The organism is Thermosynechococcus sp. Uc (genome assembly GCF_029335995.1).
Classification (GTDB): Bacteria; Cyanobacteriota; Cyanobacteriia; order Thermosynechococcales; family Thermosynechococcaceae; genus Thermosynechococcus.
This window is the reverse complement of record NZ_JARJMS020000028.1, coordinates 1-22,365: the sequence shown is the minus strand read 5'-3', so window position 1 is coordinate 22,365 and position 22,365 is coordinate 1. Positions and strand designations below refer to the sequence as shown.

Below are 22,365 nucleotides of genomic sequence, written 5' to 3'. Positions count from 1 at the left end.
CAGGGCTAACGCATTATGGTGCTTACGCTGTAGCTCTTTATCTAAAATATGAGATAGACCAAAGGGATGCAATCTAGGGACTTCGTTCATAATTATTGAAGAGCTAGAATTCCAGACATTTGATGACGCGATCGCCCGATATTGATAGCCCCCCTCGAGAATCTTCAGCCCTTGCTGACAGCGCCTTTGAGGTCAGTGACCCCATTGACCCGGAGGAGGAGCTGCCCAATGAAGTGGAAATGTCCCTCTGGGATCACCTTGAGGAGTTGCGGCAGCGGCTCTTTGTTATCCTCGGTACTGTTGCGGTTACCATTGTTCTCTGCTTTACCCAAGTCCGCTGGATCATTCAGTTCCTTGAAAAACCCGCCCATGGTGCTAAGTTTCTCCAACTCAGTCCGGGCGAATACTTTTTTGTCTCCTGTAAAGCAGCGGCCTACAGTGGCATCCTTCTAGCAACGCCAATGATTCTTTACCAAGCAATTCGCTTTATCCTGCCGGGACTGACACGGCGGGAGCAACGGTTGCTGGCACCGGTGGTTTTTGGCTCATCGATTCTTTTTATTGCTGGTTTGGCCTTTGCCTATACCTTCTTGGCACCCGCAGCCCTTGGCTTTTTTATTAACTATGGGGCAGATGTGGTTGAGCAACTCTGGTCGATTGATCGCTATGTGGACTTTATTTTGCTATTGCTTCTTGCCACTGGCCTAGCCTTTCAAGTCCCTATTCTTCAGTTGGTTCTCATTGCTCTAGGGATAGTCTCGATTCCGCAAATGCTCAGCCAATGGCGCTACGTGGTGATCATTGCTGTGGCCGTGGCGGCCGTGTTGACCCCCTCTATTGATCCGATTACCCAGGGACTATTGGCGGGTGCCCTGCTTGCCCTCTACTTTACGGGGATTGGCTTAGCAAAACTAATGGGGGTGGGGCGTTCCTAGGCTTGCCATCCCCCAAGAAAGACTCAATCAGAAAAGATGATTTGGGGGATAAAAATCAATGATGGCGATCGCCCTTTGAACTTATCAGGGCCATCAATAGAAGTGATATGCTAATGTTGCCAAATTGGTGCGTCCTCTAGCGATCGCAGAAATGGCGTTACTTTAACAAATTTTTGTGTTCAGGAGCAGTCTTCATGCCCATTGCCCTTGGGATGGTAGAAGTACTGGGTCATCCCCCTGCCTTAGCTGTTGCCGATGTGATGGTGAAAGCAGCCCGTGTTACCCTTGTCGGCTATGAAGTGGTCAGTGGTGCTCGCCTCACAATTATTGTGCGCGGCGACGTTTCTGAAGTGCAAATTGCAGTTGCCGCCGGTGTGGAAGCCGCCAAAAAAATTTTGCCTCAGAGTCCTAAGGAAAAAACTCTGTATCTGTCGTCAACAGTGATCCCACGCCCCCACGAGAATCTAGAGGCCGTTTTCCCGAAAATGCGGTTCCAATATGGCGATGGCTGGGAGCGTTTTCTAGTTTAGGGGCCTTGAAAAAGGCGCTCTAATAAGCAAAGCTCCACCGTTTAGATAATTGTCTCAGGAGGGAACACCCCAGCCAAGCAACTATCTCAACAGTGAAGCCTCAAAATCGCTAGGAAACACTTTTAGAGGAGCATTTAGGCTAGACCGGTATTGACCCCCGGCTTGCCCGTAAACAGTTCCACTTTCACAATCTTACCACCCATTTTTTGGATGCGTTGTTGCTCACGGAACCAGTTTTCGTAGGGCACTAGTTTCGTAAAATAGGTATTTTGCAGTTCGCGCTGGGTGCGAATACGGGTTTGACTCGGCACACAGGCAGTAATTTTGAACATGCGCATGGGATGGGACTCCAAATCTGTGTGGGGTGATGACACGTCTGGGAGCTAAAGGCCAGACTCAGACTGTTTAAGCACAATTGCCATGACAGGCTGACACTCTAACCCCTAACTCCCAGACAGATGTGCGACTGGAGAGCTGTACCTAGCTTAAGCCAGAGCAGATATAGTCGAAGTAGATGCCCATTTCCTTGCCGGCATCAGCACCCACCAAGCTGGCGGTGACTTCTTTCATGGCTTGGATTGCTTGCACAGTGGCAGCGATGGGCACACCCAAGGAGTTGTAGGTTTCTTTCAAGCCATTGAGCACCCGCTCATCGAGGATAGAAGGATCCCCAGCTAACATGGCATAGGTAGCATAGCGCAGGTAGTAGTCGAGGTCACGGATACAGGCCGCATAGCGACGGGTGGTGTACATGTTACCCCCGGGACGGGTGATGTCAGAATACAGCAGAGATTTGGCCACTGCTTCTTTGACGATGTTGGCAGCATTGGCACTGATCACAGTGGCAGCACGCACCCGCAGCTCGCCAGTGGCAAAGTAAGCTTTCAGCTTCTCCATGGCGGCGGTGTCGAGATATTTGCCTTGAACGTCAGAGGCGTTGATGACAGCGGTAATCGCGTCTTGCATAGTTCTTTTTCCTCAAAAACTGATTTGGATGATGGATCAACAAAGAATGCTGTGGCGACCTACTGCATGGCGCCAATTACAAAATCAAAGTAAGAACCGGCTTCAGCGGCATCTTCAGCAGACAGCAGCGAGGAAGCAACGTTCTTCATGGCGCGGATCCCTTCGGCTACAGCAGAAATGGGAGTGCCGAGGGAGTTATACATTTCACGCACACCCACCAAACCAATTTCTTCGATGGGAGTGACATCACCCGCAACAATACCATAGGTCACTAGCCGCAGGTAGTAGTCGAGGTCACGCAGGCAGGTGGCGGTCATTTCTTCACCGTAGGCATTGCCACCGGGGGAGACCACATCAGGTCGTTTTTGGAAGAGTTGATCGCCCGCTTGCTTGACAATCCGCTCGCGGTTTTCGGTCAAGGTTTGGGCAATGCGCAGACGGCGCTCGCCAGTGCTGACAAAGCTTTTGATGCGATCCAGTTCACCGGGGCTGAGGTAACGGGCCTCGGCATCTGCATTCACGATCGATTTCGTGACGACGCTCATTGAGTTCCTCCAAAGTTGGAATTGTAAAACAAGGGTCTTGATAATGTGGCATCTGCCATTGAAGTGTTACGACTCACCGGCCTTCTGAAGGCGAGATAGGCACGGCGATTGACCCGATGGGCTGACGTAACCTTCCGCAAACATTCTCAGGCATAGGGGGGACATCTCCCACATCATCGCAATCCTTTTTAACATTCTTAACGTTTTTTCAAAAATCTGCTAAGGACGGCTATTGGAGCCATTCGATAATGCGGGTACCCAGATCAAGGGGAATATTCACAGCTTTGCCGAGGCGGGGTTTCTCACGGGTGGCCTCAATAAAGGCGCAGACTTGCTGGGCACAGCCCCAGTCATTGAGGTGCTGCGCAATTGCTTCTAGGTGGGCGGTATAGTCTTCAGGTGTATCGGGATAGGACGCCTGCTCGAGGTAGCGCCACATCACTTGCAAAAAGATGCGATCGCCCACGCGGCGAAACTGAAGGTCAAAAGAGCGCCCCCATTTGCGCAGGAGCAAAGCATGGAGTTCTTCACCAGTGAGGGGCGTCAGCATTGGCAAGAATTTCAGTCCTTGCGGTCGGGACGGCTCGGACAGTGTAATAATAGTTAATAAACGTAATTATTTTACGGCTATCCGTTTCGATTCCTTAGTAAAGAAGCGTAAACCATGGCTCAAGTTTCTGGAATGTCTGATGTGCCCGATATGGGGCGGCGACAGTTTATGAATCTGCTGACGTTTGGTACCATCACGGGTACAGCGTTGGGCGCTCTTTACCCTGTCGTCAAGTATTTTATTCCGCCCTCCAGCGGTGGCACAGGGGGCGGCGTTATTGCCAAAGATGCATTGGGAAACGATATTAAGGTGTCTGATTACTTGGCAAAGCATTTGCCGGGCGATCGCTCCCTTGCCCAAGGGATTAAAGGGGATCCCACCTACGTCATTGTTACTGAGGATCACCAAATTGCCAATTACGGTTTGAATGCCGTCTGCACTCACCTTGGCTGCGTAGTGCCTTGGAATGTCAGTGAGAACAAGTTCATTTGCCCCTGCCACGGCTCTCAATACGACAGCACTGGGAAAGTGTTACGTGGTCCTGCTCCCCTCCCATTGGCACTGGTGAACACCACAGTTACCGAAGATGACAAACTGCTGTTGACCCCTTGGACGGACACTGATTTCCGCACGGGCAAAGAACCTTGGTGGACGTAAAAAGAGATTCAGGGAGTGATATGAAACACTTTTTCAAGTCTTTGACGCTGGCGATCGCCCTTGCTACCAGTGTATTTCTCTGGTCACCGCAAGCACAGGCCTACCCATTCTATGCCCAGCAGGGCTATGACAGTCCCCGCGAAGCCACAGGCCGAATTGTCTGTGCCAACTGTCACTTGGCTGCCAAACCCATCCAGGTGGAGGTGCCCCAAGCCGTTACCCCCGATTCCGTTTTTGAAGCGGTGGTGAAAATTCCCTATGACACCAGTGTGCAACAGGTGCTAGGGGATGGCTCCAAGGGGGGTCTCAATGTCGGGGCAGTGCTCATGCTGCCCGAAGGCTTCAAAATTGCACCCCCCGATCGCCTGTCTGAAGAGTTGCAGGCTAAAACCAGCGGTATTTACTACCAACCCTACAGCGAGGACAAGCAAAACATTATCCTAGTAGGTCCCCTACCGGGTGAGCAGTATCAGGAAATTGTTTTCCCTGTTTTAGCCCCAAACCCCGCTGTTGATCAATCAATTCACTTCGGTAAATACTCTGTCCATGCCGGGGGCAACCGCGGTCGCGGCCAAATCTATCCCAATGGCGAAAAGAGTAACAACAACGTCTTTACCGCACCAATTGCGGGCACAATTACCCGTCTGGCTGCTAACCCCGATGGCAGTACTGCGGTGGTGATCACCCCCGAAAGCGGTGAAGCAGTAACAGAAACCATTCCCGCCGGCCCTGAACTCATTGTCAGCGAAGGTCAAACGGTAGCCGCGGGCGAAGCCCTCACTAACAATCCCAATGTGGGCGGTTTTGGTCAAAAGGATACGGAAATTGTCCTTCAGGATCCGAACCGCATTAAGTGGCTGTTGGTCTTCTTTGCCGCCATTACCCTCTCGCAGATTCTGCTTGTCTTGAAGAAGAAACAAGTGGAGAAAGTACAAGCCGCCGAGATGAGTTTCTAAAGGAGCAATATCACCAAGGGTAGTGCAACACCTCCATGACACGATTGTGGCGATCGCCACGGCTATTGTGCCCCAACAAGGGAGTATCGGCATTGTCCGTCTCTCAGGAGCCGACGCCGTTGCGATCGCTCAATCTTTATTTGAAGCTCCCGGCAAGCAGTCTTGGAAATCCCATCGCATTCTCTATGGCTATGTGCGAGATCCCCAGACGGGGGAACGGGTAGATGAAGCGCTCCTCCTTTTAATGTTTGCTCCCCGCTCCTACACCCGCGAAGATGTGGTGGAATTTCACTGTCATGGTGGCCTGATCCCTGTACAGCGAGTACTGCAACTTTGTGTTGCCGCAGGGGCACGTTTAGCAGCGCCGGGGGAATTTACCCTGCGTGCCTTCCTCAACGGTCGCCTTGATCTCACCCAAGCCGAAAGTGTAGCTGAACTGGTGGCCGCCCAATCCACAACGGCAGCCCAAATTGCTTTAGCGGGTCTTACGGGGAAATTCGCCCGCCCCCTCAAGCATATTCGTCAGACCTGTTTATCCCTCTTAGCGGAAATTGAAGCGCGGTTAGATTTTACCGACGAGCTACCCCCCCTTGACCCCCAAGCCACTGCAGCACAAATTCGTGAGTTACAACACCAAGTAGAAGGCTTTTTGGCAACCGCAGAACGAGGAGCGCTCATCCGCACCGGGTTAAAGGTAGCGATTGTCGGCCGCCCCAACGTGGGTAAGTCGAGTCTATTCAATGCTTGGAGCCGTAGCGATCGCGCCATCGTTACAGATTTACCCGGCACCACCCGCGATATTGTGGAATCCCAATTGGTTGTAGGTGGCATTCCCATCCAAGTGCTCGATACCGCAGGTATTCGCCAGACCGATAACCTTGTTGAACAAATTGGCGTCCAGCGATCGCGCCAAGCCGCAGCCAGTGCCGATCTTATCCTTTTTGTCATCGATGCAAGTCAAGGGTGGACAGCTGCCGATCAAGAGATTTACGACCAACTCAATCTCCAACAGCGGCGGCAACAGGCACCTAAGTCAGTTTTGGTTGTCTTGAACAAAGCTGATCTCCTCCGGGAAACGGGAGATATCAAAGATATTGCATTGCCCATTGCCCCCATTCCCACTGTGCTGCTCTCTGCCCTTAGCCAAAGGGGAATTGAGCATTTGGAGGACGCCATTTTAGAGCTTGTTCAAGGCCAAGGGGTTACTGCCGCCAACTTAGACTTTGCCATCAACCAACGCCAAGCCGCGCTCTTGGAGCAGGTTCACCAATCCCTGAATCACGTGCTTGCGGCCATTGATGCCCAACTGCCCCTCGATTTTTGGACCATTGACCTTCATGCCGCCGCCCGTGCCCTTGGCACCCTAACTGGGGAGGAGGTGACTGAGTCTGTGTTAGAACAAATCTTTAGCCGTTTTTGCATTGGAAAATAGCCCATGCTTTGGAATACCAGCTACCGGCTGTTATTTGCCTATATCCTTCCCTATCGGCGACGGTTGCTGGTTGCTTTTTTGTGTACCCTCGGCTACGTCTCGACCATGCCGGCGATCGCCTACCTGATTGGCCAAGCGGCCAAGCTCATTGGCGCAGGAGATTTACTCGGCCTCATTCAGTGGTGTGCGGCCTCCTCGCTGCTGTTTGTCGGTCGTAGTTTTTGCCAATTTGGCCAAGATGTTCTCATGTCCGATATTTCCCTACGGATTGTCTATGACATTCGGGTGCGGCTTTACCGTCATCTGCATCGTTTGGGCGTGGACTATTTCGAGAAAGCAGCGACGGGCGATCTCACCTATCGCCTCACTGAGGACGTGGATCGCATTGGCGTCATGATCAATAGCAGTTTTCATCGTCTGATCCCCTCGATTTTAACAACATTTGCCGTTATTGGCTATATGTTCTACCTCAACTGGCAATTAACACTGGGAACGATGATCATTGCACCGCTGATGACGTTTCTTATTGCTTGGTTTGGCAACCGTTTGCTGCGACAGTCGCGCCTAAGTCAAGCCCGCATTGCCGATTTAGCTTCCCACCTCACGGAAATTTTTTCTGGAATTCGCCTGATTAGAGCCTTTGCCGCTGAAGACTATGCCGTCGAGCAGTTTGAACAGCAAGCCGATACTAACCGCCGTGCTCGCTACCGTGCAGAACGCATCAAGTCAATGCAATACCCTGTAGTGGGGTTTCTCGAAGCCCTCAGCATCATGCTCCTGTTTATCTTAGGGGCATGGCAAATTAATGTAGGTCATCTCACAGGACCACAGTTCCTGAGCTTTGTTGCCGCAGTGGCACTACTAATAGACCCAATAAATATGATTTCCGCCGATTACAACGAACTGAAAATGGCACAGGCCTCGGTGGAGCGCAGCTTTGGCCTGTTGGCTCTAGAGCCCACAATCAAGGAAATCAGCCAGGCGCAGCCCTTACCACCCATTTCTGGGAAAGTGCAATACCTAGATGTGTGCTTTGGCTATGATCCAGAGCGTCCAGTGCTCAATGACTTTAATCTATTAGCGGAGCCGGGCGAAGTGATTGCCCTTGTGGGGCATTCAGGGGCAGGTAAATCAACCATTGTTAACCTATTGCCCCGTTTTTATGACCCCCAAGCAGGAAAAGTCTTGATTGATGGTATTGATATTAAAACTGTCACCCTTAAAAGCCTACGGCGGCAAATTGGTATCGTTCCCCAAGAAACCATTCTTTTTTCCGGTAGCATTGCCCAAAATATTGCTTTTGGTTACCCTAAACCAGATTGGGAACGTCTAATTGAGGCCGCCAAAATTGCCAATGCCCACGACTTTATTACTCAGTTTCCTGAGGGGTATCAGACATGGGTGGGGGAAAGGGGAATCAATCTCTCTGGGGGGCAACGACAACGACTGGCGATCGCCCGCGCGGTTTATGCCGATCCACGCATCTTGATTTTGGATGAAGCCACCTCTGCTTTGGATGCTGAATCGGAAGCCTTGGTGCAGAGTGCCTTGGAGAAAGCAATGAAAGGGCGCACTGTCTTTATTATTGCCCACCGTTTGGCGACGGTTCGTCGCGCCGATCGCATTCTTGTCCTAGAGCAGGGGCGGATCATTGAAAGTGGTACTCACCAAGAACTCCTAGCTCAGTCTGCCCGCTATGCCCAGTTTTACACGCAGCAGTATTTTCAAGATGCGGAATGACCCTTTTTCTGATGGGCTGGCTGTTTACGTTCTATTTTCTGAATTTGGCATGAGATCTTTCCTGGATAGCTGGATGTGAAAATAGACCTTGAACTCTTGGATTGGCGAGGACAGCCATGGGTAGCATCGTTTCTGTGCATTCTTTTGGGGAACAGTGATATTTTCTGTTTGCGCTACCCGCAGCATCCCTACAGTTTGGTTATCAGGAGTGTTGTGCAGCACTTGTTGGATTAGGGTAGCCTAGGCGGATCAGGAGCGCTGTTTTGATCCTGCTTAGATGCAACTACAAGTGACGAAGGCTGAGCCACTGCCGTTGAGGAATATTGCCAATAATGAACAATCAAGACACCAGTAGTGGTTCTGAGAGGGGGCTGAATCCCGCAGATTTACTAGTTTTGACCGATCGCCAGCGATTGCTTTTAACACTGATGAGGCGCCAGCCCAAACCCTTAAGGGTGCCAGAATTAGCTGAGCAGTTGCAGTGGTCTGCGGCAGAGGTGAGCGCCACTCTAGCAGAGATTTTGCAACTAGGTTACGTAGCAGTTGACAACGACACCTACCAAGTCAAATTTGGACGGCGTACTCCTTGCGTTCAACCCAAGCGTCAATCGCCCCGAGTTGCGGCGGTTTGGGACAAGTTGGGTTGAGTTTCATCCACTTCCTAGATCAACAAATCCTTAATGGTAGAGGCAACCCGTATGGTACTCTTAAATACGCTGAGTTTTACAAAGGAAAATCAGGACGAGTGCGCCCAAAAGTTCTTGCTGGCAACTGGAAAATGCACAAAACCCAACAGGAGGCAGTGGCCTTCCTACAGGAGTTTTTAGGAAAGTTGGTGGATACGCCCGGCGATCGCGAGGTGGTGTTGTGCGTCCCCTATACCTGTTTGAGTGTATTGTCCAAGAGTCTGCACGGAACGCGGGTAAAACTAGGTGCCCAAAATGTCCACTGGGCAGATCAAGGGGCATTTACGGGAGAAATTTCGCCACCGATGCTAGTGGAGTTGGGTGTGCGCTACGTGATTGTTGGCCACAGTGAGCGGCGGCAGTATTTTGGTGAAACTGATACTACAGTCAATCAACGGCTCAAGGCTGCTCAAAGCCACGGTCTGACCCCCATTCTCTGTGTCGGCGAAACAAAAGCGCAGCGGGATGCCGGGGAAACAGAAGCCCATATCTTGCAGCAGTTGGCGCTGGACTTGGTGGATGTGGATCAGGCCAATTTGGTAATTGCCTACGAACCCATTTGGGCAATCGGTACCGGCGATACCTGTGAAGAGGCGGAAGCCAACCGTGTCATTGGTTTAATTCGTAGCAAGTTGCAGAATCCCGATGTTCCCATTCAGTACGGCGGCTCGGTCAATGCCACCAACATTGATGCGATCATGGCACAGCCAGAAATTGATGGGGTTCTTGTGGGTGGCGCCAGTTTGCAGCCGGAGAGTTTTGGGCGTATTGTTAATTACAAGCCCCTTTGAATCTCACACTGCGTTCTATCTTGGTGCCCAAGATCGCGCCTGATCCAACAGATAGGGCGCTGCCAACTGGGGGCAAAACCATATTATCAACATACAGTCCTTTTCCCAAGGATGGAATGTGCTTAAAACAGTCACAACTGCTATGTGACTGTATTTTTTGTATTTCCATATTTAAGGAAAGAGCCACACCCAGTGGTTTATTACAGCTCTTATCGTTTGCTGGGCGATTTCTTCATTTTCTTTTAGGATCGAAGTAAGGCTGAGTAATGCCGCAAGGAGGCCGACGATGCGCCAACAACTCTCCAGTACTTTGATCGTTTTAGCTGCTTTTGTTGGTCTCAGCAGAGCTGCTGTGGCACAGCCCATAGCGATCGCCACCTTGACAACACCGGAACTTCAGGAGCTACAACGACTGGTACCCCGCAGTGCTGAGGACTACTACAACATAGGGTTAATGCACCAAGGTACTGGTAATCTAGATGCTGCCATTCAAGCCTTTAGCCAAGCAATCAGACTCAACCCTAGCGCTGATTACTACTTTGCTCGTGGCATGGCCTACTACGACCAAGGGGATATGCAGCGGGCGATCGCTGACTTTACTACGGCAGTGCGCAACGAGCCACAGTTTATTGCCGCCTACTACAACCGAGGCATGGCCTATCTCGCCCTGCAAAACTATACAGCGGCGATTGCGGACTTTGATGCTGCCCTAGCACGGGATCCCCAATTTGTTGCCGCCTACTATAGTCGGGGTATGGCCTACTTCGACAGCGGCAATGTGGAATTGGCACAACGGGACTATGAGCGTGCTCGCAGTCTCAACCCAACAATGACAGCTCAGTACTATGATCGCGCCCCCCGTCCCCTCACCGGAGGACCTTAGTACCTGAAGCCACCAATTACGGCGATAATATGGCGATAATATAATGTGCATGATAAGGATGAGCGATCGCGCCTATGCCCAGAACCCCTTCTGAATTTGCGGTTCATTTATTTCTGGATGGCGGTCACCGTGAGGAGGTGCGCTTCCCCACTATTCAAGACTTCCAGAAGTGGTACAGCAGTGAATTAGCGGCCAAAGCCAATTCCAATGACTTTATTTCCGTCCCCATCAAAAATATTCAAGGGGAATACATGGTAGTGCGTCCCTCGAAGGTGTTTGCCATTCGGGTGGAACCTGTGTTTACCTCTAGTGTGGATCGGTTTGCCTAAAGCCTATGGCGGGTTTATTCACTGGATGGATGCAGGGGGTCGTAATCTTGGCAACAGGCGCGATCGCCACCGCCCCAACCGTTACTCCCTTAATCCGCCAAAACCAACTCCCGCCGACGGTTGCCCTTGATACAACTCTTTGGGAATCCTCCCGTGAGCGAGTGCGACTTCTACAAGCCATTGATCACAGTTTGCGCTACCTGCGCACCGAGAAAGCACGCCGAGACTACGCCGCCTACACCGCTCCCGGCCAGCCAGGGGCAGCCCTAGGGGTCAATTTGCATCAGCGGGTGATTCGCTCCCTGGAACGCTTTCGCCATTTGGTACAAATCCATCGCTCTGCGGTAGAACTGCAAACAGCAGTCAAACGAGAATTTGTGTTTTATCAGTCCATTGGCGCCGATGGCCAAGGCCGAGTGGATTTTACGGGCTACTATGCACCAACCTATCGAGCCAGCTTAGTGCCCACAGCAGAATACCGCTACCCCCTTTTTCGGCGTCCTCCCAATTGGGAACAGTGGCGAGAGCCACACCCAACGCGCTTGGAACTGGAAGGCGCAGATGGACAGCAGTGGCACCAAGGTCCCCTGCGGGGGTTAGAGTTGGTATATTTGCGCGATCGCCTAGAGGCTTTTCTAGTTCACGTCCAAGGATCTGCTGAACTGCAACTGCCCAATGGTCGCCGCTTTACTGTGGGCTATGCTGCCAAAACCAATCATCCCTACACTAGTATTGGCCAAGAACTCATTCGCGATGGCAAGATTGCCCGCGAGGAACTGACACTACCGCGGCTTGTGGCCTACTTTAAGGCCAACCCTGCTGAGTTAGATCGCTATTTGCCCCGCAACGCCAGCTTTGTTTTCTTTGAATACACCCAGGGTCGGCCACCCACTGGCAGTCTCTCAATTCCTGTAATTCCAGAGCGTTCGATCGCCACCGATAAGTCCTTGATGCCCCCGGGTGCCTTGGCCGTGATCAATACCCAGATTCCCCGCAAAGCCCAAGGTCAATGGCAGCAAACCCCTGTCAGCCGTTTTGTTTTGGATCAAGATACAGGGAGTGCCATTCGCGGGCCAGGGCGTGTGGATATTTTCATGGGCACAGGAGATGTAGCCAAAGCGCGGGCGGGCCTAATTAATACGCCAGGGCAATTGTACTATTTGCTCCTGCGGGAATAACTCCCTAGGGCTGAATTGCCACTTTGATGACTTGGCGTGCCTTCATTCCTTGGAGGACGCTCTCAATCTCCATCAAGGAGGCTTGGCCACTAATGAGCTGCTCAAAGGGCAGTGTGCCACGGGTAATCCATTGCAGCGCTTGGCGGACAAATGCAGGGGTGTTGTGAAATACTCCCTTCAGTGTCAATTCTTCATAGTGCAAGCGCTCAGTATCCACGCGGATCGCGGTTTGCCGTGGACAGCCGCCAAAGAGGTTAATCGTGGCACCGGGACGACCACAGGCAATTGCGGTTTCCCAGACAGTTGGAACCCCCGTGGCTTCAATGACAATGTCAGCCCCTCGGCCTGCGGTCCACTCTTTGACTACGGCGGGAATATCGCTGCACTGGTGATGATTGACGGTTTGCTCGGCCCCAAAAGTACGGGCGATCGCCAGCCGCTGATCAGAACCGCCAAAGGCAAAGACCCGTGCTCTTTGCTGAGCTAAAACACCAATGAACATCAGACCAATGGCACCATCCCCAAGGACAACAATTTGCGGTGGACTTGGCCACTGCTCAACCATGGCTGGGTCAAACCCAGAGCGAGCCACACCGTGAAGTACACAGGCAAGGGGTTCAGTGAGCGCTGCCAAGGCAAAGGAGAGGGATTCGGGAATGGGCAGAAGATTCTGGCGGACAATGCTGGCGGGAATTTTTAGATATTCGGCAAAGGTGCCATTGTTGAACTCTAGGTGAGGGCAGAGGGAAAAGGCCTGCCGCTGACAGTAGAAACACTGACCACAGGGGGCAGAATTATTGGCCACTACGCGATCGCCCAAGCGCCATCCCGTCACCCCCGCTCCTAAGGCCACAATTTCTCCTGCGGCTTCATGGCCAAAGAGAATGGGCGGCGTTAACATCCGCGCATGTCCTCCCCGCTGCCACACCTTTAAGTCAGTGCCACAGGTAGTTGCTGCCCGCACCCGAATCACCACTTCCCCTGGTCCCGGCGTGGGATCGGCCACAGTTTCAATGCGGACATCTTCTTTGCCGTAGAGTACTGCTGCTTTCATGGAGATTCCCCGCCAGACTTCAGGTCAGCCATTTTAGGAGGCCACAGAGCACTCCCAAGAGGGCAACCACTCCGTAGAATGTACCCACAACCCGCAGTTCTGACCAACCGCCCAATTCAAAGTGATGGTGTAGGGGAGCCATCCGCAGCAGTCGTTTGCCCACACCGTCAGGTCCTTTTGTTGCTTTGTAGTAGAGCACTTGGGCAATCACCGAGAGCGACTCCACAAAAAAAAGACCGCTGACAATCAACAGTTCCCAAAGGTGATGACTCGCCAAGCCAAGACCCGCAAGGAGCGCCCCAAGAGCCAGGGAACCCGTATCCCCCATAAATACCCGCGCCGGATGGTGATTGTGCCAGAGAAAGCCAAGGCAGGCACCACTCATGACCACCGCCAAAATTTGCAAATCGGGGTAGGAAGTCAGAATCATTCCTAGGGCCAACAGGGCGATCGCTGTAGTGCCAGCGGCAAGGCCATCTAAACCATCAGTGAGATTTAGGGCATTGCCTTCAGCCATCGGCACAAAAATTGCTAAAGGAATAAAACCAATGCCCAGGGGCCAGACCCATCCCCACGGAGCAGTGACAGTGGTTGCTGTAGGATCACTACCCACTAGCCAAGCACAAAAGAGCGCTGCCCCAATACCCTCTAGGAGGAGCCGCAGCCGAGCCGATAGTCCTTTATTGGATTTGCGCTGCAGCACTTGCCAGTCGTCCCACCAACCAATGGCAGCATACCAGAGCACCAAAAGGGCGATCGCCCCCACTGTTACCGATAGTTGCCCTTGAGCGAATCCCGTCCACAGGATCGCCAGACCTAGCCCCGTTGGCACAAAAAAGATTCCCCCCATTGTCGGTGTGCCCGATTTTTTTAGGTGAGATTGCGGGCCATCTTCACGAATCACTTGCCCTGTTTTCAACCGCCGTAGAATAGGCACCACAGCCATCCCTAGAACTGCAACGACAGTAAAACCCACCAACCAAGGCACCGTTAAGGTTTGCAACGGCTGCTGCCACTGAGTTGCCCTGGTATCGTAGGCAAGACTTGCCATGAGCAAGCCAATAGCAAGAAGACCAAACAGTCGCTGTCCTGTAAGCCAACTGGCTTTGACTGTGGCGGTAGTTTTGGGCGAGGACATGGGCATCTTCCAGCACGTCACTCCGATAATAGGGGTATCCGTGCGCTACTCTTCAAGCCCTAGGTCCTCTTCTTCGTCGTAATCCCCCAAGGAGTCACCAACAAACTCCTCAATTTCACCCATATCATCAAGGGCGCTATCTAGAAGGGGGTCTGCCTCATTGCCATCGCGGGCAATCAATCGACCCGTTTGCTGTAACCATTCCAAAATGGAGCGCTCCGAGCGCCCCGCAGCCGTTAAGTTCTTTTGGGAAATGGGTTCTTCGTACAAGGAGGGGTTGTATAGGGTCATAGGGTTAGGGTAACAGTATTGTGATAGTCCAATCTTTAAGTCTAACGTTTGGCTACGGGAATGTAAATCTTCAGCCTGTGGCGATCGCTTAAAGTGGCACATTCCTTGGAACCTGCCTATACTAGAGAAGTCACTAAAAAATAGATATTCAACTTTGACACACGAGGGATAAAAAGCATGTCTTTATCAAAGAAATCATCCATCGCCTTTGCTGTTTTGAGTGCAGTGTCCCTCGGTGGGGGCGCGATCGCGGCTCCTTATCCCCCAGAAGTAGTTTCCCGATTTACGAGTGAATGCACAACTGCCCTGCAGGAACGGGTACCACAAATGGCACAATACGGTAACGCTTACTGTAGCTGTGTGATCAATGAATTGCAATCGTCACTGACCTTAGCCCAGTTTCAGGCAATCGGTGAAGATGTCCAGACCAATGTGACCCCAGAAGTGCGGCAGATGCTTACCAAAACAGCACAAACCTGCCTACAACGAGTTACCCAGTAAGAGTTGAGGGGGGAGCCATTCCCCCCAATTTTTTGCCTAGACTGTGCTGAAAAACTGAGCAGCTGCCGCTTGCAGCTCTGCTACTTTGTCAAGTTTTTCCCAAGGTAAGTCGAGGTCACTTCGGCCGAAATGGCCATAAGCAGCTACATCTTGATAGAAGCGCCCGCCGCGCTCTTGGGGCAGGTGACACAGGCCGAAGGTTTGGATGATGGCAGCAGGGCGCAGATCAAAATGGCTCTTAATCAACTCCAGTAATTGCTCTGGAGCGAGTTTACCCGTGCCAAAGGTATCCACAAACAGGCTCATGGGGCGAGCGACACCAATGGCATAGCTAATCTGTAACTCGCATTTATCGGCCAACCCCGCGGCAACAATGTTTTTGGCAATGTAACGAGCCATGTAGGCAGCACTGCGATCCACCTTAGTGGGGTCTTTACCAGAAAAAGCACCGCCCCCGTGGCGGGCATAGCCACCGTAGGTATCCACAACGAGTTTACGTCCTGTCAGTCCTGAATCCCCTTGGGGACCACCAATTACAAATTTGCCCGTGGGATTGACGAGAAAGCGGGTATTGTCATCGGGTTTGATAGCCAGATCTGCAAAGACGGGTTTGACCACTGCTTCCTGCAGATCAGACTTGATCTTTTCTTGAATGGCAGCTTCATCGCTGATGTCACCAATGGTAGCTGTGTGTTGGGTGGAGATTAGAATTGTATCAATGCCCACGGGCTTGCCATCCTCGTAGATGACGGTGACTTGGGTTTTACCATCGGGACGCAGGTAAGGGAGTTGACCCGTTTTGCGGACAGCGGCCAAGCGACGTGCCATGCGGTGAGCCAAACTAATGGGCAAGGGCATATACTCAGGAGTTTCATTGCAGGCATAGCCAAACATAATGCCCTGATCGCCCGCACCAATACGATCTAATTCAGCATGACTGAGGTGTTCCCGTGCTTCCTGGGCAGTGTCTACCCCGCGGGCAATGTCGGGAGATTGCTCATCAAGAGCAACGATGACAGCACAGCTATTGGCAGCAAAGCCATTTTCAGCGTCGGTATAGCCAATTTCACGGATTTTCTGCCGAGCCAAGTTGACGTAGTTAACCTGTGCTTTGGTGGTAATTTCCCCCGTAATCAGCACAAGACCTGTATTCACAACGACCTCAGCGGCAACGCGACTCTGGGGATCCTGGGTAAGTAGAGCATCCAGAATGGCATCGGCAATTTGGTCGCAGATTTTATCGGGGTGGCCTTCGGTGACGGATTCCGAACTAAATAAGTAACGCAAGATAGCACTCCTATGGCATGAATAACTGAAAGAGATGCAATCAATTTGCCTGCCCTAACACGGACTTTTGACTAAAAAACAAGGACTTGTTTCTAAATCTTAGAATTATACCTGAGCGGCGAGACACAGGAGTGAATGGAATGATTGGTTAGACTAAAGGCAAATTTTAAGTGATTTCAAAGATGCCTGATTCGGTGCAAATCACCTGGAGGGGTTGATCCCATGGATCACGGGGCAATTCTTCGACCACCGCTGACTCAAACACAATCCCCCAGCGACAAATGTGTTGCCAGTCTGGATGGGCGAAGAGACGATCGAAAAAACCGGCGCCATAGCCGAGACGGTAGCCTTGGCGATCGCAAGCAATCGCAGGAACCAAACACAGATGAACGACCTTTAGATCAATGAGGGGAGCATTGGCAGCAGGTTGCCAAATGCCATAACGTCCTTGCTGGAGAGAGTCTTCTTTGCCACTAAAACAATGCCACTGCAAATTCTGACCTACGATACGGGGCAAACCCCACTGTTTGGGAAGTGGCCAAAGGGAGCGCAAATCAGGTTCCCGCCGGTGGGGCACGTAGGTCAAAACCGTCGTTGCCTGTTGAAACTGGGGATGATTAAGCAAGTGCTGACAAATGCGCCGACTGCGATCTTGCCACTCGCGATCGCTCAAGTGCTGCCGCCATTGGAGATACTGTTGTCGCAGTTTGGTTTTTGCGTCATCCCTCATTGGTTTTTAGACAAACTCCTGATTTTTACCGCTGCCCTTGTGGCCGAACGTCGTAAAGCACGGGGTCTCAAGCTCAATTATCCCGAAGCAGTGGCCATCTTTCCGCTGCTTTTTTGGAATAGGGTGCAGGAGGGACCCACAGTTACGGATTCAATGCACTGTGGCCCAACACTGTTCAGCCGCGATTGATGTCAAGGGGTACCGGAAATCCTCAACAGAGGTGCCAGTCAAGGCGACATTTCCCAATGGCACAAAGCTGGTGACCGTGCATACACCCATTTGCTGAAATCACAGAAAGTCTTAAGGATATTGAGTATTTTGGTATTTCAGGATACTTTACAGGCATTCAAAAATCTACTAACTTTTCCAAAGCCAAAGCTTTTCACGCTAAACGCTTTACGAAGGGACGTTATGGCAATTAATCCAACAGACTTCATGACAACGATGGTGCGTCGCGTCCAGCTCAGCGATGCCGACAAAGCCACCTTAACTGCTGCCGCTCCTTGGGGCAAAGAAATTGCCCCAGAAATGGCAGACATTTTCTATGACTATTTGGGGCGAGATGAGGAAATGAATGCCATCCTCAATGCAACTGAAGGGCGTATTCATCGTCTCCGGCAAACGTTTGTGGAGTGGTTTGCAGAAATGTTTACCGGCATGGACGGCTGGGGCAAAAACTATGCCGATCGCCGTTGGAAAATTGGCTTAGTCCATGTGAAAGTCGGCATTGGGCCACAGCATGTCGTACCAGCCATGGCAGTCGTAGTGAATGCAGTGCGGCAAAAGCTGCGCCAAAGTGGTCAATCCGAAGTACTAGGGGATGCCCTCGGCAAGATCTGCATGATTGACTTGGCTTTTATTGAGCAGGCCTATTTTGAGGTGTCTGCCCAAGCTGTGTTGCAGGAAACTGGTTGGACACAAGCCCTCTTCCAGCGCCTCATTACGACCGGTGCTGCCTCGATGTAGTTGTTAGTTTTTGTAACTGCCGCCAAGAGGAAAACAAAATGCCAATTGACGTTTCTAAACTTGAAGCCACATTACAAAGCTTTGTTGCTAATGCTAGTAATGTCCAAGGGGCAGCGTTGGTTTCCCCAGATGGTCTTACACTTGCTGCTGTTTTACCAGGGGGAATGGACGAAGAACGGGTAGCTGCAATGTCAGCAGCGATGCTATCGTTGGGTGAGCGAATTGGCCGCGAACTTAACCGTGGACAAATTGAGCGGATTTTAGTTGAGGGTGGCAGCGGCTATGGCATTCTCACTAGTTGTACTGAAGATGCTGTTCTTTTAGTCCTTGCTGATGCCTCAGCCAAACTGGGAATTATCAACCTTGAGATTAAAAATGTCTTGGCCGAATTGCAACTGCAACTGAGCAGTTTGAATCAAACCTTGGGCGTCTAGGAGTCACCGCCGATGGAAATCATGCGCATTGTGGTGACAGGCCCTGTCGGTGCTGGCAAATCGACATTTATTCGCACAATTAGCGAGATTGAAGCGGTGGACACTGATCGCAAGGCCACGGATGAGGCAGCTAGTCTCAAACCCAAGACAACAGTAGCGATGGACTTTGGCCGGTTGCAGTTTAGCCCCAATATGGCACTGCATTTATACGGCACTCCCGGCCAAGAGCGCTTTGACTTTATGTGGGACATTCTCATCCGTAAGGCTCATGCATTTATTTTGCTTGTGAGTTCTCATCGTCCCCAAGATTTCCGAGCAGCACGGCGAATCTCTGCCTTTATGCGCCATCGAACAAAAGTACCGATGATTTTGGGCTGTAGCCACGCTGACAATCCCAATGCTTGGCCTATGGCAGAAATTGCTCTTGCCTTGGGTTACCTCAGTCCCCATGGCCGACCCCCCATGGTTGCGGTCAATGCCTTGGATCGCTCGTCGGTGGCAAACGCAATGATGCATTTGATTCAGGCCTACGCTGAAGCTCAAACCACTGCTGTTTACTAGGAGATGCTATTTACTCAAGAAACGCTTGCAAGATCAGGGGGAGACTCATGAAGATCAGTGCTTATTTGTCTGAGTTTTCACTAGGAGAGGTTTTTCGTTTTCTGGAGCAGGGTCACAAAACAGGCTGTCTTTCTATCAAGACTATAGATAATCATAATCATTTATCTGGGCTCCTACTGCCGCCAAGCCAAGAACATTATCTTTTCTTCCGATATGGGCAAATAGTAGCAGCCACTACCACTTTAAACCATCAAGGTCTCTGTCAACTGATTGAGCAACGGGGCTTGCTTCATCCGCTAACCATACAGCGAATCATGAGCCGCTATCCGGCCAATGTGCCTTTAGGTGTTTTTCTCAAATCTCAAGGGATTATGGATGCACACCAAATCCAATTATTGTTTAAGCAACAGGTGTTAACTCCAATTCCCTATCTGTTTGCCTTGAAAGAGGGCTATTTTCACTTTGATGCCCATCATCCACTACCTTTTGCTGAAATGACTGGGCTAAGTGCTTCACCACAAGCAATTACATTAGCTGGCTTGCGGTTGTTGCGGGATTGGACGCCTCTGATGGATAAGTTGCCCTTGGCGGACTCAACAATGGTGAGCTTGGTCAGTGAACCGCCCTCTGTCCAACTAGGAAGAGTAGAGTGGCAGGTGTGGGAGCATATTAACGGCATGACCACGATTCAGGAAATTGCCCAGAGACTGAACCTAGATATTCTGGAAGTACAAAAAATTTGTTTTCGCTTTGTCGTCATGGGCATGGTTGAAGAGGTTGTTAACATTGCCCCAGTAGCAGCAACCCATCCATGTCCCACAGAAATGGTAGAAGAGACCACCAATGACGTGGCGACCCCCTTAAGTTCATCATTCCTCAATGGGTTGGTGTCTTTTCTAAAAAACAAGACGGGTCTGCCTTCACTGCAATCGTCTCAGTGACATATTTGTTTCAAGCGGGCGCTCGCGGGTACTCACCCCAAAATATCGCCGCAAAGTGTTCATTTCAGAGCTATTCATTTTCCGTAATGGCGGGGATGGCTGGATAGATTTGTGCCTGTGCTCGTCACAAGTACCTGCTGCCTGCTGAATTCTCCTCTGGAAAATTGATTGCAATTCAAATCCCGATAAAAATAGTCGGATATGTTTGACAGGGCGATCGCCCCCTGCTAGGATGGTCAACAACTTGTCTGAGGCAGTCTAAGACCCATGACCGCAACCTTGACCTCCACTCCCGAAACCGCCTACTTTACCCACCTCAAATGTAAAGAGTGTGGTGCAGAGTACGAACCCAAAGCTATTCACGTCTGCGAATACTGCTTTGGTCCACTTGAGGTGAAGTACGACCTCAACCGACTGGCGACAGCCGTGACTCGCAGCACGATTGAGGCGGGTCCGAAGTCCATTTGGCGCTACCGTGCCTTTTTGCCGGTGACCTCGGCAAACCCCATTGATGTGGGGACGGGGATGACTCCCCTCATCAAAGCCCAGCGGCTGGCGCGGCGCCTCGGACTCAAACATCTGTACATCAAAAACGATGCTGTGAATATGCCTACCCTCAGCTTTAAGGATCGGGTGGTCTCGGTAGCATTGACGCGGGCGCGGGAACTGGGTTTTACGACGGTCTCCTGTGCCAGTACCGGCAACTTGGCGAATTCAACAGCGGCAATTGCTGCCTACGCTGGGCTAGACTGCTGTGTCTTTATCCCGGCAGATCTCGAAGCAGGCAAGGTCTTGGGCACGCTCATCTACGGGCCAGTGGTGATGGCCGTAGAGGGCAACTATGACCAAGTGAACCGCCTCTGCTCGGAAGTGGCCAATACCCACGGGTGGGGGTTTGTCAATATCAATTTGCGCCCCTACTACTCGGAAGGGTCCAAGACGCTTGGTTATGAGGTGATTGAACAGTTGGGCTGGCAGCTCCCTGACCACATTGTGGCTCCCTTGGCCTCCGGTTCTTTGTTCACAAAAATTTACAAGGGCTTCCGCGAATTTGTGGAAGTAGGTCTTGTGGCCGACAAGCCAGTGCGTTGTAGTGGTGCTCAAGCCGCAGGTTGCTCTCCCATTGCACAAGCCTACGCTGAAGGGCGGGACTTTGTAGCACCGGTGAAGCCCAACACGATTGCTAAATCCATTGCCATTGGCAACCCTGCCGATGGGGTTTATGCTCTAGAGATTGCCCGCAAAACCAATGGGGCGATCGCGGCAGCCACCGACGAGGAAATTGTGGCAGGGATTAAGCTCCTAGCAGAAACAGAGGGTATTTTCACCGAAACGGCTGGCGGCACCACAATTGCTGTTCTCAAAAAGTTGGTGGAAGCGGGCAAAATTGACTCCGAAGAGGTGACGGTTGTCTATATCACGGGCAATGGCCTGAAAACCCAAGAGGCAGTGCAAAACGACATTGGTCAACCTCTGACGATTGAACCCAAGTTGGCTAGCTTTGAGCGTGCCCTAGAGCGATCGCGCACGCTGGAACGGTTGGATTGGCAGCCGGTGTTGGTCTAGGTTTTCTTGTCCTTTTGAAGTTGATTGAGGGTTTCTAGAGGTCTATGGCTGTTACCGTTTTGATTCCTACCCCCTTGCAAAAACTCACTCGCGATCAGGCCACGGTGGAGTGCCAAGCCCAATCGATCGCTGAGCTGCTCGAAAAGTTAGAACAGGACTGCCCCGGCATCAAAGGGCGCCTCTGTGATGAAAGTGGTCAACTGCGGCGATTCGTGAATTTCTATGTCAACAATGAGGATATTCGTTTCCTGAATGGCCTTGAAACGCCCCTCAAGGATGGCGACGAAGTCAGCATCATTCCCGCGATCGCTGGCGGCTAGGGCAGAACACAGTGAGAATAGTTGGCTCCTGTTGAGAGGATTGAATGCTGATCACAGGAGCATTAAGCTTTTGTGCAAATATTTTTCATATCCTTGAGAAAACGCCGATAGAGAACTTCCCAACGGGGGCGATCGCCCCCCAACACTCTGAGCATCTACTGGTTCTAGGGCAGAGATTTGCTAGGATCAGGGCACTGTTTGCCGCTGCCATCTAATGTTTCAATCTTGGTTGCAACTAATTGCCAATTCACCGATATTGGCTCCCGCCAAAAATGTCGAAGACTCGCTGCTGCTGCGGTTTGGCGTCTTGGCCATGGTAATTGTTGGCTTGGTGGCCACGGATGTTGCAGCAGATACGGCCAATAGTATTTGGGCAGTTCCCCTCTCCATTGCTGGGT

At 51.5% G+C, this 22,365-nt stretch carries 28 protein-coding genes and 1 pseudogene; 20 read left to right on the top strand and 9 right to left on the bottom strand.

The window, feature by feature from the left end; translation table 11 throughout:
• Positions 1–122 precede the first annotated feature (122 nt).
• A complete protein-coding gene (gene tatC / locus P3X23_RS03175; RefSeq protein WP_300873076.1) occupies positions 123–935 on the top strand; it encodes a twin-arginine translocase subunit TatC in 813 nt (270 codons plus the stop codon).
• 194 nt (positions 936–1,129) lie between these two features.
• Positions 1,130–1,465, top strand: a complete 336-nt coding sequence (locus tag P3X23_RS03170) for a carbon dioxide-concentrating mechanism protein CcmK (protein WP_300873074.1) — start codon at positions 1,130–1,132, stop codon at positions 1,463–1,465.
• A gap of 134 nt (positions 1,466–1,599) precedes the next feature.
• Here P3X23_RS03170 and P3X23_RS03165 read toward each other — a convergent pair whose 3' ends face one another.
• The 4 genes from P3X23_RS03165 to P3X23_RS03150 all read right to left on the bottom strand — a co-directional run bounded on the left by P3X23_RS03165 (position 1,600) and on the right by P3X23_RS03150 (position 3,526).
• Positions 1,600–1,803, bottom strand: coding sequence for a phycobilisome linker polypeptide (locus tag P3X23_RS03165; protein ID WP_011056799.1), 204 nt, complete (start codon positions 1,801–1,803; stop codon positions 1,600–1,602).
• Between the two features lie 142 nt (positions 1,804–1,945).
• Positions 1,946–2,431, bottom strand: coding sequence for an allophycocyanin subunit beta (gene apcB / locus P3X23_RS03160; protein WP_149817471.1), 486 nt, complete (start codon positions 2,429–2,431; stop codon positions 1,946–1,948).
• A gap of 59 nt (positions 2,432–2,490) precedes the next feature.
• Positions 2,491–2,976 (bottom strand): allophycocyanin subunit alpha, encoded by a 486-nt coding sequence (gene apcA / locus P3X23_RS03155; RefSeq protein ID WP_300873072.1) that lies wholly within the window; start codon positions 2,974–2,976, stop codon positions 2,491–2,493.
• Positions 2,977–3,205: 229 nt separating this feature from the next.
• On the bottom strand, positions 3,206–3,526 hold the full coding sequence (locus P3X23_RS03150) for a DUF3067 family protein (protein ID WP_300873070.1): 321 nt from the start codon (positions 3,524–3,526) through the stop codon (positions 3,206–3,208).
• A 114-nt stretch (positions 3,527–3,640) separates the two neighbouring features.
• Here P3X23_RS03150 and petC point away from each other — a divergent pair, with 114 nt between their 5' ends.
• The 9 genes from petC (at position 3,641) to P3X23_RS03105 (ending at position 12,178) form a co-directional block, all read left to right on the top strand.
• Positions 3,641–4,183 carry a cytochrome b6-f complex iron-sulfur subunit gene (gene petC / locus P3X23_RS03145; RefSeq protein WP_300873068.1) on the top strand — a complete coding sequence of 181 codons (543 nt, stop codon included), beginning with the start codon at positions 3,641–3,643 and terminating at the stop codon, positions 4,181–4,183.
• A gap of 20 nt (positions 4,184–4,203) precedes the next feature.
• Positions 4,204–5,139: a cytochrome f gene (gene petA, locus P3X23_RS03140; RefSeq protein ID WP_300873066.1), complete on the top strand. Its 936-nt coding sequence runs from the start codon at positions 4,204–4,206 to the stop codon at positions 5,137–5,139.
• Between the two features lie 22 nt (positions 5,140–5,161).
• Positions 5,162–6,571, top strand: a complete 1,410-nt coding sequence (mnmE, locus tag P3X23_RS03135; RefSeq protein WP_300873064.1) for a tRNA uridine-5-carboxymethylaminomethyl(34) synthesis GTPase MnmE — start codon at positions 5,162–5,164, stop codon at positions 6,569–6,571.
• Positions 6,572–6,574: 3 nt separating this feature from the next.
• On the top strand, positions 6,575–8,311 hold the full coding sequence (locus tag P3X23_RS03130; RefSeq protein ID WP_300873062.1) for an ABC transporter ATP-binding protein: 1,737 nt from the start codon (positions 6,575–6,577) through the stop codon (positions 8,309–8,311).
• Positions 8,312–8,643: 332 nt separating this feature from the next.
• Entirely contained in the window at positions 8,644–8,958 is a 315-nt protein-coding gene (locus P3X23_RS03125) for a helix-turn-helix domain-containing protein (RefSeq protein WP_300873060.1), read from the top strand.
• 98 nt (positions 8,959–9,056) lie between these two features.
• Positions 9,057–9,788 carry a triose-phosphate isomerase gene (gene tpiA, locus P3X23_RS03120; protein WP_300873059.1) on the top strand — a complete coding sequence of 244 codons (732 nt, stop codon included), beginning with the start codon at positions 9,057–9,059 and terminating at the stop codon, positions 9,786–9,788.
• Between the two features lie 286 nt (positions 9,789–10,074).
• Positions 10,075–10,671, top strand: coding sequence for a tetratricopeptide repeat protein (locus P3X23_RS03115; protein ID WP_300873058.1), 597 nt, complete (start codon positions 10,075–10,077; stop codon positions 10,669–10,671).
• A gap of 74 nt (positions 10,672–10,745) precedes the next feature.
• Entirely contained in the window at positions 10,746–11,000 is a 255-nt protein-coding gene (locus tag P3X23_RS03110; RefSeq protein ID WP_300873056.1) for a hypothetical protein, read from the top strand.
• A 5-nt stretch (positions 11,001–11,005) separates the two neighbouring features.
• Entirely contained in the window at positions 11,006–12,178 is a 1,173-nt protein-coding gene (locus tag P3X23_RS03105) for an MltA domain-containing protein (RefSeq protein WP_300873054.1), read from the top strand.
• Positions 12,179–12,182: 4 nt separating this feature from the next.
• Here the strand turns inward: P3X23_RS03105 and P3X23_RS03100 are convergent, their stop codons facing one another.
• Genes P3X23_RS03100 through P3X23_RS03090 form a run of 3 tightly spaced genes read right to left on the bottom strand, consistent with a single transcriptional unit; the run spans position 12,183 to position 14,661 of the window.
• Positions 12,183–13,232 (bottom strand): alcohol dehydrogenase catalytic domain-containing protein, encoded by a 1,050-nt coding sequence (locus P3X23_RS03100; protein WP_300873052.1) that lies wholly within the window; start codon positions 13,230–13,232, stop codon positions 12,183–12,185.
• A gap of 19 nt (positions 13,233–13,251) precedes the next feature.
• Positions 13,252–14,370 (bottom strand): phospho-N-acetylmuramoyl-pentapeptide-transferase, encoded by a 1,119-nt coding sequence (gene mraY / locus P3X23_RS03095; protein WP_300873050.1) that lies wholly within the window; start codon positions 14,368–14,370, stop codon positions 13,252–13,254.
• A gap of 45 nt (positions 14,371–14,415) precedes the next feature.
• Positions 14,416–14,661: a DUF3134 domain-containing protein gene (locus P3X23_RS03090; RefSeq protein ID WP_300873048.1), complete on the bottom strand. Its 246-nt coding sequence runs from the start codon at positions 14,659–14,661 to the stop codon at positions 14,416–14,418.
• A 177-nt stretch (positions 14,662–14,838) separates the two neighbouring features.
• Between P3X23_RS03090 and P3X23_RS03085 the strand changes: the two genes are divergently transcribed.
• Positions 14,839–15,162: a hypothetical protein gene (locus P3X23_RS03085; RefSeq protein WP_300873046.1), complete on the top strand. Its 324-nt coding sequence runs from the start codon at positions 14,839–14,841 to the stop codon at positions 15,160–15,162.
• 36 nt (positions 15,163–15,198) lie between these two features.
• Here the strand turns inward: P3X23_RS03085 and metK are convergent, their stop codons facing one another.
• Together metK and P3X23_RS03075 are read right to left on the bottom strand one after the other, a co-directional pair.
• Positions 15,199–16,449, bottom strand: coding sequence for a methionine adenosyltransferase (metK, locus tag P3X23_RS03080; protein ID WP_300873044.1), 1,251 nt, complete (start codon positions 16,447–16,449; stop codon positions 15,199–15,201).
• A gap of 166 nt (positions 16,450–16,615) precedes the next feature.
• On the bottom strand, positions 16,616–17,179 hold the full coding sequence (locus tag P3X23_RS03075; protein ID WP_300873042.1) for a 5-formyltetrahydrofolate cyclo-ligase: 564 nt from the start codon (positions 17,177–17,179) through the stop codon (positions 16,616–16,618).
• Between P3X23_RS03075 and ureA the strand changes: the two are divergent.
• From ureA to P3X23_RS03035, 8 genes and pseudogenes are all read left to right on the top strand, one after another.
• A pseudogene (gene ureA, locus P3X23_RS03070) lies at positions 17,171–17,465 on the top strand (urease subunit gamma). The gene P3X23_RS03075 and the pseudogene ureA overlap by 9 nt on opposite strands.
• A gap of 125 nt (positions 17,466–17,590) precedes the next feature.
• Positions 17,591–18,145: a protoglobin domain-containing protein gene (locus tag P3X23_RS03065; RefSeq protein ID WP_300873040.1), complete on the top strand. Its 555-nt coding sequence runs from the start codon at positions 17,591–17,593 to the stop codon at positions 18,143–18,145.
• A gap of 38 nt (positions 18,146–18,183) precedes the next feature.
• Positions 18,184–18,579, top strand: a complete 396-nt coding sequence (locus P3X23_RS03060; protein ID WP_300873038.1) for a roadblock/LC7 domain-containing protein — start codon at positions 18,184–18,186, stop codon at positions 18,577–18,579.
• Between the two features lie 12 nt (positions 18,580–18,591).
• Positions 18,592–19,140, top strand: coding sequence for an ATP/GTP-binding protein (locus P3X23_RS03055; protein WP_300873036.1), 549 nt, complete (start codon positions 18,592–18,594; stop codon positions 19,138–19,140).
• A 47-nt stretch (positions 19,141–19,187) separates the two neighbouring features.
• The gene (locus P3X23_RS03050; protein ID WP_300873034.1) at positions 19,188–20,081 is read left to right on the top strand and encodes a DUF4388 domain-containing protein; all 894 of its coding nucleotides are present in this window, start codon (positions 19,188–19,190) and stop codon (positions 20,079–20,081) included.
• Positions 20,082–20,348: 267 nt separating this feature from the next.
• On the top strand, positions 20,349–21,647 hold the full coding sequence (thrC, locus tag P3X23_RS03045) for a threonine synthase (RefSeq protein WP_300873032.1): 1,299 nt from the start codon (positions 20,349–20,351) through the stop codon (positions 21,645–21,647).
• Between the two features lie 44 nt (positions 21,648–21,691).
• Positions 21,692–21,967, top strand: a complete 276-nt coding sequence (locus tag P3X23_RS03040) for a MoaD/ThiS family protein (RefSeq protein ID WP_300873030.1) — start codon at positions 21,692–21,694, stop codon at positions 21,965–21,967.
• A 214-nt stretch (positions 21,968–22,181) separates the two neighbouring features.
• The coding region (locus P3X23_RS03035) for a hypothetical protein (protein WP_300873029.1) at positions 22,182–22,365 on the top strand (184 nt) is incomplete at its 3' end.